10 protein-coding genes and 1 pseudogene are annotated in these 8,060 nt (G+C 63.8%); 10 read left to right on the top strand and 1 reads right to left on the bottom strand.

Features of this window, described 5'->3' with window-relative positions; genetic code table 11:
* From BL253_RS35320 to BL253_RS44370, 8 genes and pseudogenes are all read left to right on the top strand, one after another.
* The coding region (locus BL253_RS35320; protein WP_206745141.1) for a cytochrome P450 at positions 1-1,046 on the top strand (1,046 nt) is incomplete at its 5' end.
* A 1-nt stretch (position 1,047) separates the two neighbouring features.
* Positions 1,048-1,335 (top strand): ferredoxin, encoded by a 288-nt coding sequence (locus BL253_RS45655; protein ID WP_420801749.1) that lies wholly within the window; start codon positions 1,048-1,050, stop codon positions 1,333-1,335.
* Between the two features lie 101 nt (positions 1,336-1,436).
* Positions 1,437-2,861: an aldehyde dehydrogenase gene (locus tag BL253_RS35310; protein WP_241835425.1), complete on the top strand. Its 1,425-nt coding sequence runs from the start codon at positions 1,437-1,439 to the stop codon at positions 2,859-2,861.
* A gap of 32 nt (positions 2,862-2,893) precedes the next feature.
* Positions 2,894-4,006 (top strand): NDMA-dependent alcohol dehydrogenase, encoded by a 1,113-nt coding sequence (locus BL253_RS35305; protein WP_076822108.1) that lies wholly within the window; start codon positions 2,894-2,896, stop codon positions 4,004-4,006.
* A gap of 279 nt (positions 4,007-4,285) precedes the next feature.
* On the top strand, positions 4,286-4,738 hold the full coding sequence (locus BL253_RS35300) for a nuclear transport factor 2 family protein (RefSeq protein WP_076822106.1): 453 nt from the start codon (positions 4,286-4,288) through the stop codon (positions 4,736-4,738).
* 202 nt (positions 4,739-4,940) lie between these two features.
* Positions 4,941-5,201 carry an IS3 family transposase gene (locus BL253_RS45650; protein WP_076822104.1) on the top strand — a complete coding sequence of 87 codons (261 nt, stop codon included), beginning with the start codon at positions 4,941-4,943 and terminating at the stop codon, positions 5,199-5,201.
* Positions 5,202-5,460: 259 nt separating this feature from the next.
* A pseudogene (locus BL253_RS44375) lies at positions 5,461-5,508 on the top strand (hypothetical protein); the annotation flags it as partial.
* A 42-nt stretch (positions 5,509-5,550) separates the two neighbouring features.
* On the top strand, positions 5,551-5,796 hold the full coding sequence (locus BL253_RS44370) for a hypothetical protein (protein ID WP_241835424.1): 246 nt from the start codon (positions 5,551-5,553) through the stop codon (positions 5,794-5,796).
* Here the strand turns inward: BL253_RS44370 and BL253_RS35285 are convergent.
* Entirely contained in the window at positions 5,777-6,922 is a 1,146-nt protein-coding gene (locus BL253_RS35285) for an ISAs1 family transposase (RefSeq protein WP_241835423.1), read from the bottom strand. The genes BL253_RS44370 and BL253_RS35285 overlap by 20 nt on opposite strands.
* Positions 6,923-7,262: 340 nt before the next feature.
* On the opposite strand from BL253_RS35285, the gene BL253_RS45210 reads away from it, so the two are divergent.
* Positions 7,263-7,658: a nitronate monooxygenase gene (locus BL253_RS45210; RefSeq protein ID WP_076822101.1), complete on the top strand. Its 396-nt coding sequence runs from the start codon at positions 7,263-7,265 to the stop codon at positions 7,656-7,658.
* A gap of 93 nt (positions 7,659-7,751) precedes the next feature.
* Positions 7,752-7,964, top strand: coding sequence for a hypothetical protein (locus tag BL253_RS44360; protein ID WP_131831659.1), 213 nt, complete (start codon positions 7,752-7,754; stop codon positions 7,962-7,964).
* Positions 7,965-8,060: the final 96 nt, after the last annotated feature.

Here is an 8,060-nt window from a genome sequence, read left to right as displayed (position 1 = left end):
TCCGATACGTCAGTATGCACCCCGAGCTGTTCACCTCCACTCAATCGGTCGCCCTGTCACCCACGCCTTTCGTTGGTGTACCGACCTTTCTCACCATGGATCCTCCAGACCATGCAAAGTACCGCCAAGTGATGAGTGCGGGCTTCACACCCAAGGCCGTAGCGGGGCTCGTAGACAAGATTAATCAGCGAGCCGCCAAGATCGTCGATGACGCCGTTGGAGCCGGCGATATCGAGTTCGTGAGCGCGGTCGCGGCGAAGCTGCCGCTACAGACCGTCGCGGACCTGATTGGAGTACCTGACTCTTTAACGGAGCATTTCGCTGATTTGGGCAACAAGTTGATCGGATCTCGTGATCCTGAGTTCCTGCCAGAAGGCACGAGCACCCTCGACTTCATGTTGGAGCAGGCGGCTGCGATCCAAGCGATGGGCGTCGAATTGGTGAGTCATCGACGCAAGCAGCCGAAGGAGGACATCCTCACAGCCTTGGGYACGGTGAGGATCGACGGGAAGGTGCTTAGCGAAGACGAGATCGGCGCCATTCTAGTACTGCTATGTGGCGCTGGCCTCGACACGACGAAACAGTCCACGACACTCACAGTGATCGCGCTTGAGAAGAATCCGCATCAGCGCGCCTGGCTCCTAGAAGACTTCGACGGTCGCATCGGCGCGGCCGTGGAGGAGTTCATCAGGCATGCCTCTCCGGTCATTGCGTTTTCTCGGACCGCCACGGCGGACATCAACCTGCGCGGCATCGACATCTGTGAAGGCGATAAGGTCGGTCTCTTTTATTGTTCGGGGAATCGCGACGAGTCGGTCTTCGACGAGCCTGGTGCATTCCGCCTCGATCGCTCCCCGAACCGTCACATTGCCTTTGGTGGCGGGGGAGTTCACTACTGCATGGGCAATGGCATCGCTAAGGCTCAGCTTAAGGCGCTCTTTCGCGAGATACTAACAAGACTTCCTAAGCTGCGGGTGGGTGAACCGGAGTTTCTTTACAGCGAGACCATCCACGGCGTGAAGCGCCTGCCTGCGAGCGTCAACTAACGTGGTGGCGGAATCCGATGAGACACAGAAAAAATTGCCCGGAAACAGGAGAATCCCTACTGCCTCCAACGTATCGGGCCGACCGCAGGAGCACAGTGTGCACACCGTCGTCGTAGATCGAGACCGCTGTGCGGGGAACGGAATCTGCGAGGTTCTTGACCCAGCTCACTTCGAGATCGGAAAGAACGGTGCATTGATTATTCTTTCGCCATCGGTGGCGCCGGCCGACCTTTCCCGAGTCCACGCCGCTGTTGAGGCGTGTCCTGCCTCAGCACTTCGAGTCGATTGAAAAGTGGCCGAAGGGGCGGCACGCTTTTTGACTTCAAGGCCGGCCGGACCCGCACGGTCATCCCAATGTGTTGCCGTCATTACAAATGCAAGGAGTTGGTTGTGACCACTGCGACAAATTACATCGACGGGCAGTTCGTTCCGTCTTCGGTGGACGCCAGGATTCCGGTGATCAACCCGACCACCGAGCAAGTAATTGGCAGCGTGGCGGACAGCAGTGCGGACGATATCGATATGGCGGCGCGAGCAGCAGACCGAGCCTTACCTGCGTGGGCGGCGCTTACGCCCAAAGAGCGAGCCGGCTACATTCGCGCTCTCGCTAACGCGCTATTGAAGCGTAGCGATGTTATTTCTCGTCTTGTTTCGGAGCAGAACGGCACTCCAATCGGCTTCGCGACGTTTGGGAATCAAATACACGTCGACTCGGTTTACCGCTACAGCGCTGATCTCGCGGACCGCTTCGAGGTCGAGACAGAAGTCGAAGCGCCTGACGGGACAACCACCATCGTTCGCCGCGAGCCTATTGGTGTTGCTGGTTTGATCGTGCCGTGGAATGGGCCAACAGCGCTCTTGGCATGGAAGTTGGGTCCTGCACTAGCGGCTGGCTGCACCGTGGTGATCAAGCCGTCTCCGGAGACGTCCTTGGATCTGATCCACCTTGCCGAAGCTTCGGTGGAGGCCGGATTTCCGCCGGGCGTCATCAACTATGTGACAGGGGCAGTCACCGCTGGCGAGGCGCTAGTACGTCATCCTTTGATCCGCAAGATCGCATTCACTGGATCAACCGTGGTAGGCAAGTCCATTGCACGGACTGCTGGGTCGCTCTTGAAGCCAGTCACCCTAGAACTTGGCGGCAAATCGGCGGGCATTCTCCTTGATGACGTGGAGGTCGAGACCTTCACTCGGAACCTCTCGACTTTCGTCATCCCGATCACCGGCCAGACGTGCTACTCGAACACGCGCATTCTGGCGCCGAGGAGTCGGTACGACGAAATGGTGGAAGCGTTGTCATCGGCCATGGATGAGATGACGATTGGCGACCCGTTCGACCCCGAGACGCAGGCGGGCCCGCTCACGAGTAAGAGTCAACTCGAACGGGTCACTGGGTACATTCAGGCAGGGATCGCCGAAGGGGCGCAGGTGACAGCGGGTGGTGGTCGCCCCACCAGGTTCGATCGAGGATATTTCGTCGAGGGTACAGTCTTCGCGAATGTGAAAAATGACATGAGAATCGCGAGAGAGGAGATTTTTGGCCCGGTCATCGCGGTGATCCCGTATGAGGGAGACGACGAGGCAGTTCGGTTGGCCAACGACTCGCCCTTTGGCTTGGGGGGGAGTGTCTTCACCTCTGATCCAGACCGCGGGCTCGAAATAGCCCGCAAGGTGCAGACCGGAACATTCGGAGTGAATCGCTACAACGTGGCGATCAACGCACCGTTCGGTGGTTATAAGGAAAGTGGAATCGGCCGTGAACTGGGCGCCGATGCGCTCCACGCCTATTCGCAGACCAAAGCCATCTACATCTAAGAGTCCGCGTACCGACATCCGAAAGGTCCCCCGTGCAATCGAGAGCGGCCGTCCTGTGGCAAGTAGGTACGCCATGGGTCATCGAAGATACCGAGATCGATCCTCCTCGTTTCGGCGAGGTCCGCATCAAGCTCGCCTCCTCCGGGCTTTGCCACACCGATGACCACGTCGTCAAGGGCGATTTGGAGATGACTCTACCCCTCATCGGTGGCCATGAAGGCGCAGGCGTGGTCGAGGAGGTAGGGCCTGGCGTCACTCGGCTGGTGGAGGGCGACCATGTGATTCTCGCTTTCATGCCTTCATGTGGCCATTGTCGCTGGTGTGCAAGTGGGTCGTCTCAATTGTGCGATTACGGCGCCGTCATCACAAATGGGCTTCCGATCACGGACAGTATGGCGCGCGTCCGCGCGCGCGGTCACGAGTTGCGCCAGTTCTCTATGCTTGGGACTTTCACGCCCGACCTCGTCGTTCACCAGGATTCGTGCGTCAAGATTGACAATGACATTGACCTGAAGTTTGCCTCATTCGTGGGCTGCGGTGTGGCTACGGGTTTCGGTGCTGCGGTCCACCGAGCTGGTGTTGAGGCTGGGGACACCGTGGTAGTCGTTGGAGCGGGGGGGATTGGCTCTAGCGCTATCCAGGGTGCTCGAATCGCTGGCGCCGAGACCATTGTCGCTGTAGATCCTTTCGATTTTCGGCGCGAACAATCGAAGGTCTTCGGCGCAACCCATGCCGTGTCGAGCATGGACGAGGCGCTGCCACTCGTTGGGGACCTGACACGGGGTGTAATGGCCGACAAGACCATCTTGTGCGCCGGCCTCATGACACCGGACATGCTTAAGCCGCTGTTGCTTCTGACGCGCAAGGGCGGCCGCGCCTGTTTGACATCGGTCCCTGTGGCGGGGRCAATGACAGCAGACGTGATCCTTGCCGACCTGGTCCTGTCGCAAAAGGAAATTGTTGGCAATCTTTTCGGCGGATGCAATGCGCAAAGTGAGTTTCCAAAATTGATGCGTCTCTACAAGAGCGGTCAATTGTTGCTGGACGAACTGGCCACGAAGACCTATTCGCTGGGCCAGATAAATGAAGGATATGACGATCTGTTGAGCGGTCAAGTCATGCGGGGGCTGGTTGTGTTCGATTAGCTTCCAACACGGCTGGCCGGTCCGGACGACCCGTGCCGGCAACCGGCGGCTCAACGCCGCGCTGCACCGCGTCGCGGTCACCCAGATCCGACTCGATGGCCTCGGCGACACCTACTACGACAAACGCCCCGCCGCCGAGACTCGAAGACCGAGGCCCGGCGCTGTCTGAAATGACGCCTGGTGCGGGCCGTGTTCAACGCCCTCAAGGCCGACCAGCAGACCAACCCGGCCTGCACTGACCGGACTTGCATCCTGGCCGCCGCTCTATAGGAGAAATCAATGATCACGTCGGACGCCATCACCTGGACCGCACCGAACGACTCGCATCCGGCCCGGATCGCGTCGCAGCGCTCCTACTCCGCGGTGGCCAAGGGGGACCTTGCCGAGTTTCTGACGGTGTACGCGGAGGACGCCGTGATCGAAGACCCGGTGGGGCCGTCGATGTTCGACCCCGAGGGAAAGGGCCACAGAGGCCACGAGGGGATCTTGGCCTTCTGGAAGCTGGTCATCGAGCCGCTCGGCAGGTTCGAGTTCGAAATCTACGAGTCGTTCGCCAACCCGGGCAGCAACGCCTGCGCGAATGTTGGCCGGATCAAGACCTCGTTCCCCGACGGGAGCCGCATGACGATCGACCTCGTGATGGTGTACGTCGTCAACGACGACGGTCGGGTCGCGTCGCTGAAGGCCTTCTGGGAGCCCGGGCGCGTCATGCCGTCCTTCGCGACGGGCTGACCGAGAAAACTTTGGCGCTTCCTTGAGCCAACGGGCGTGGGGCGTCAAGGGGCTCACGATGGAGCGTGATGTCCTCAAGCGATCCGTGCCCTCTGGGTGAACGAGGCGATGGGCCGGGCGGGCCGGCAGAGCTGACCGGGTTCATTGTTCCCAGCGGGCTGAGTACCAGGTTCCCTACCGGCTGTCGTGCCGGCTGCCGAACGTGTCGGAGTCCTGGTTCCACAAGTGGCGCCACGGCGATGTGTCGGTGCGTCGGGCGCGGCGCCGGGCGCTTGTCGAGACGGTACGCTGGCTGTTCCACTTGCACCGCGGCCTCTACGGCTCACCAAGGATCACGGCGGAGCTACGCACCCGGGGCTGGTCGGTGTCGAAGAACACTGTCGCGACGCTGATGGCCGAACTAGGCCTGGCAGCGCCCCGGCGCCGGCGCCGCCGGGGCCTGACCCAATGCCGTTTAACCTAGTTGGATCGTGACGGGTCGGCTGGGTCTGCTTGTTCCTGTTGGGTCGGTGCGGCGTGGCGGCGGTGCTGGTGGGTGGTTTGGTCACGATTTGTGACTTCGATGGTGACCCCGGACCAGGCGGCGGTTGGGGTGCTGGTGACGGCGGCGCGCAGCGCGCGGGTGGGAAGTTGCCGCCGCATGTGACGGCGTATCTGACGTTGGCAATACGCCTGTTCCCGACGACGACTACACCGAGGTCGCGGCGAAGGTCACTGGGTCGCTGGACCGGTTCGGTTGCTGGGACGCGGCGTGGACGCCACCGACGGCTGGTGGGATCACGCGGGTCCGTAAGCGGTTGGGCCGGGCGGTGATGGCCGAGCTGTTTGAACAGGTCGCGGGCCAGGTCGCGATCCTGGGCACGCGGGGCGCGTGGCTGCGGGACCGGCTGCTGCTCGCGATCGACGGGTTCGAGGTCGATGTGGCGGACACGAAGGAGAACGCCGTCGAGTTCGGCTACGCCTGGGAGAAGGAGGGCCGCTCGGTGTTCCCGAGTCCTCGGAGACGTCCGCCGCCCAGGGCGGCGGCAAAGTTGCTGGTTAGCAACTGGCCTTTTTGATCGTTTCGAGGGGTCGTTCGGGGTGGCGGGCGTGGTGGCGTAGGGCCTGGGCGATGTTGGTGGTGCCGGTGAGGCGCAGGATGGTGATCGCGAGGTTTCGGAGGCTGGCCATGACCTGGGGTGCGTTTCCTGTTCGGGCGCGGTGGTGGTCTTCGTCGTAGGTGACGTCGCGGACCCAGTGGAGCCTGTTCTCGATGGCCCAGTGGCCGCGGGCGAGGCCGGCGAGCAGCACGGGGCTGGCTTGGTGGGTGGGCAGGCTGGTGACGGCGTGGATGGTCTCGGTCGTGCTCTTCCCGCTGGTCAGGGACCTGCGGCGGCGGGTGATCCGGACGGCCTGGACCGCGTGCGGGAAGCCGAGGCCGGCGCGGACCTCGGTCGTCTTCACGGTCCGGTGTTCGAGCCGGCCGTGGCCGCGGCTGGTGGTCCGCGCGGTGGTGCGGACCTTCGTCCAGGGCAGGGCGGTGAGCTGGGCGTGGAGGGTGGGCTGGTTCGCCTTGACGATCAGGAGGTAGTGCGCGCCGCGGTCGGTGAGCCAGGTGGCGGTGTCGTCCTGGGTGTGCAGGGCGTCGGCGGTGACCACGACGTCGGTCAGGTCCAGGCCAGCGAGGAGGTCCCTGAGCTTCGGGATCTCGTTCGTCTTCGCGTCGACGGCGCACTGCGCGAGCACGACCGCGTGGCGCTGGTCGAGCGCGGCGAGCAGGTGCCGACCGGGGGCATCGCCGTTCCGGCTGCCGCGCAGGGTCTTCCCGTCAACCGCGACCCGGCGCTGTTCGCCCTGGCCGGGGGTGGTCCTGGCGGCGGCCCAGGCTCCCAGCGCCGTGTCGAGGGCGTCGGCATCAAGCCGGGCAAGGACCCGACGGAACGTCGAAGCGTCCGGGACCCGCACGATCCCGAGCAGGCCGGTGACCTGCTCGCCGGCGTCGGCGGCCCACTCGGCGATAGCCGTGAACGACCTGGCCCCGGCGAGCACCGCGCACGTCGCCAGCGTGAGCAGGACCGGGAGCCGATGACGACGGCCTCGGGGCTTTCGCGGGTCGGTGACCTGCTCGAACACGGCGAGCAGATCAGCCGGCGTGGCCTTGCGACCAACCGCCGGCCCTGAAGCGGCGGCCAGCTGATCCAGCACAGGGGCAGCCGACGATAATGGTGCGGCGGGCATGGCACCTCGGGAACATCACGGACGGCGTAGGAACCTCCATGATCACCAGGGTCATGTCCGCGCCTGCTTCCAGGGCCGATCAGCCACGCCCCGCCCGCTGCCAGGACCCGCCAGAAACCCTCAGCACGGGCTACGAGCCGCTACCAAGCAAACTTGCCGCCGCCCTGGTCCGCCGCCCGCGCGACCAACCGGATCCCGCCATGCCCGAACGCTCGCGCATCCGCTCCACCGGCCACACTCGAGGCCGATCTGATCGATCCGAGGACGATGCGGTTGGTCCTCGACGTCGCCTTCGAGCACGACACCAATGTCCTCGTGGCCGCTCTCGGCGCCCCGCCACGCGAGGTTGTCGAACGTGCATACGCCGCCGGGGTCATTGTTGGTGCACAGGCCGGATCAGTTGACTACGCGCTTCGGCACAAAGCGGCGGGGTCGACTTTGTCATTGCACGGGAACCGAAGCGGGCGGACACACCGGCAAGGTCGCGACTATGGTGCTGGCTCCCCAGGTCGTGGACGCAGTGGCCCGGCTGGCGGTGCTCGCCGCGGGCGGGATCGCCGAAGGCCATCAGGTCGCCGCAGCGCTGGCCTTGGGGCGGCCGAAGTGCGGTGCGGTTCGATGTGGCTCGGCACCCAGGAGGGGAAGAGTACCCCGGAAGCGCGACGGCTGTTCCTCCGAGCTTCCTCCCAGGAGGCGGTGGTGACGCGCTCGCTCACCGGGATGACCTGCCGGGTGCTGCGTAGTGGCTGGACCGACGCGTGGGAGCAGGCAGAGCACCGTCCCATTGCCGATGCCGATGCAGAGCAAGCTCGTCCACAACCCCCGTCGGTGGGTCACGCGTGTCGCGCACCACCCGGACTCGCCGGCGACCAGGCTCCTGAGCCCTGTCGTCGGCCAGGCCGTTGGGCAGATCCGAACGATCCGGCCCGCCCGTCAGGTGGTCGCAGAAATGATCGAGGACCTGCTCGCCGCAGTCKAGCGACTTGAGACCGCCATCAAGGCGGACTGAGCTCTGCGGTGTGGGTTGTCTGGTGGCGTCCGATCGGTCGGTTGGTGGTGGTCGCGGGAACGGTAGACGGAGCTGTCGCGCTCCGGTGTCTCGATG

The organism is Pseudofrankia asymbiotica (assembly GCF_001983105.1).
GTDB lineage: Bacteria > Actinomycetota > Actinomycetes > Frankiales > Frankiaceae > Pseudofrankia > Pseudofrankia asymbiotica.
The sequence above is the reverse complement of the archived record's forward strand: the minus strand, read 5'-3'. Positions and strand labels throughout refer to the sequence as shown.

Bases quoted from the DNA above. Each gene is read 5' to 3' on its own strand.
- BL253_RS35300 (WP_076822106.1), top strand. From the start codon at position 4,286: ATGATCACGTCGGACGCCATCACCTGGACCGCACCGAACGACTCGCAT.
- BL253_RS44370 (WP_241835424.1), top strand. From the start codon at position 5,551: ATGGCCGAGCTGTTTGAACAGGTCGCGGGCCAGGTCGCGATCCTGGGC.
- BL253_RS45210 (WP_076822101.1), top strand. From the start codon at position 7,263: ATGTCCTCGTGGCCGCTCTCGGCGCCCCGCCACGCGAGGTTGTCGAAC.